Genomic DNA, 1537 nt, shown 5'->3' with positions numbered 1-1537 from the left:
GACGGCGCACCTGATGCAGGCGTTATGTTTCTAAATCACATTCCGAGTATCCATTAAGGAGTTAATCATGAGTAAAAAATCTCAACATGTTGTAAAAAACAGTGATGGAGGTTGGTCTGTTCGCAAAGGCGGAAGTGATAAAGCCAGCAAGAAATTTGATACGCAACAGGAAGCTATTGACTGGGGAAGAGATGTAGCAAAAAATCAAAAAGCTGAATTTTATGTGCATGGTCGAGATGGGAAAATCCGTGAAAAAGATAGTTATGGAAATGACCCTCACCCTCCTAAAGATAAGAAGTAAACATGGATGACTTTGATAAAAATGTCTTCGTTAACTGCCCTTTTGACGAAGATTATAGGGAGTTACTTTTAGCCGTAATCTTCACAATAAAATACCTTGGCTACAATCCTCGTCTTTCTTTGGAAAGGGCAGACTCAGCTGAAACAAGAATTGACAAAATTGTTAATCTTATCAATGAGTCAAAGTTTGGGATTCATGATATATCTCGTATTGTGTCTGTTGATGAAAATGAACACTTTCGTATGAATATGCCATTTGAATTAGGCATAGACTATGGATGTCAAAAACTTAAAGGAAATCAGTGGTCAACAAAGCAAATACTTATTCTAGAGAAAGAGCAGTATCGCTATCAAAAAGCATTATCTGATTTGTCTGGCTCTGACATAAAAAAGCATGATGATGAACCTGATAAAATTGTAAAAGTTGTAAGAGATTGGTTCGTAACAGTTGAATCTATTCGAGTGCATAGCGGGCAAAAAATCTGGAACAAACTTAATGATTTTCATGCGTATCTTTATGATGAGTTAGTCGAAAAAGATGGTCATGAAAATATTGATGAAGTTCAAATCCCTGAAATAATGCAGCATATGTCAGAGTGGTTTGAAACCGAAACATAACAAGTAAATCCAGGTGACGCCTTCGGCGCACCTGATTTAGGCGTTAGCTGTTAAAGGTGAGTTTGTCATTCCTTTTGCTCTGGTTCAGCATAATCATCGAGAAGAAATAGAGAAGCTGTCGTAAACTTTGAGCGTTAAGTTCAGTGAAAAGCTGGCAGTTGAGTTCAGCGTAAATGCTTTTCGAGTTAAGCCGGGTAAAGTTCAGTCTTCTTGGTAGCATTCCATGCCACATCACTGTTGTCACAATCCCGGCATCAGCTTTTTCGTTTTTGCTTTCGTCGTGTGCCAGCTCAACGAAGAACTGAGGTAGAAAGGTAGGGCAAATATCTTCAGCTTTACCGAGCGAAGAAGGTTTCTTTGTTCATGGTTTGCTGGCGATTGAGTTCAGCGTAAATGCTTTTCGAGTTAAGCCGGGCAAAGTTCAAGCTTTTTGGTGGCATTCCATGCCACATCACTGTCGTCACAAACCCGGCATCAGCACTTTCGTCTTTGCTTTCATCATGCGCCAGGACCAGAAAGCCAAGGCCCGTAAGGTTGGGCAAAACTGCAAAGTTCAGTTTAAAAAAACAGCTAACAAAAAAATCCAGGTGACGCCTACGGCGCACCTGATTTGGGCGTT

The 1537-nt window shown here is 40.1% G+C and carries 3 protein-coding genes; 2 read left to right on the top strand and 1 reads right to left on the bottom strand.

Features of this window, described 5'->3' with window-relative positions:
• Positions 1 to 67 precede the first annotated feature (67 nt).
• Positions 68 to 301: a DUF2188 domain-containing protein gene (locus tag ACY2RQ_RS19285; protein ID WP_490114639.1), complete on the top strand. Its 234-nt coding sequence runs from the start codon at positions 68 to 70 to the stop codon at positions 299 to 301.
• 2 nt (positions 302 to 303) lie between these two features.
• Positions 304 to 918 carry a hypothetical protein gene (locus ACY2RQ_RS19280; RefSeq protein ID WP_490114638.1) on the top strand — a complete coding sequence of 205 codons (615 nt, stop codon included), beginning with the start codon at positions 304 to 306 and terminating at the stop codon, positions 916 to 918.
• A 335-nt stretch (positions 919 to 1253) separates the two neighbouring features.
• Here ACY2RQ_RS19280 and ACY2RQ_RS19275 read toward each other — a convergent pair.
• A partial coding sequence (locus tag ACY2RQ_RS19275) for a hypothetical protein (RefSeq protein WP_490114637.1) occupies positions 1254 to 1537 on the bottom strand: 284 nt, incomplete at its 5' end.

The sequence above is a fragment of the Parendozoicomonas sp. 209JJ7-1 genome (assembly GCF_058147085.1).
The sequence above is the reverse complement of the archived record's forward strand: the minus strand, read 5'-3'. Positions and strand labels throughout refer to the sequence as shown.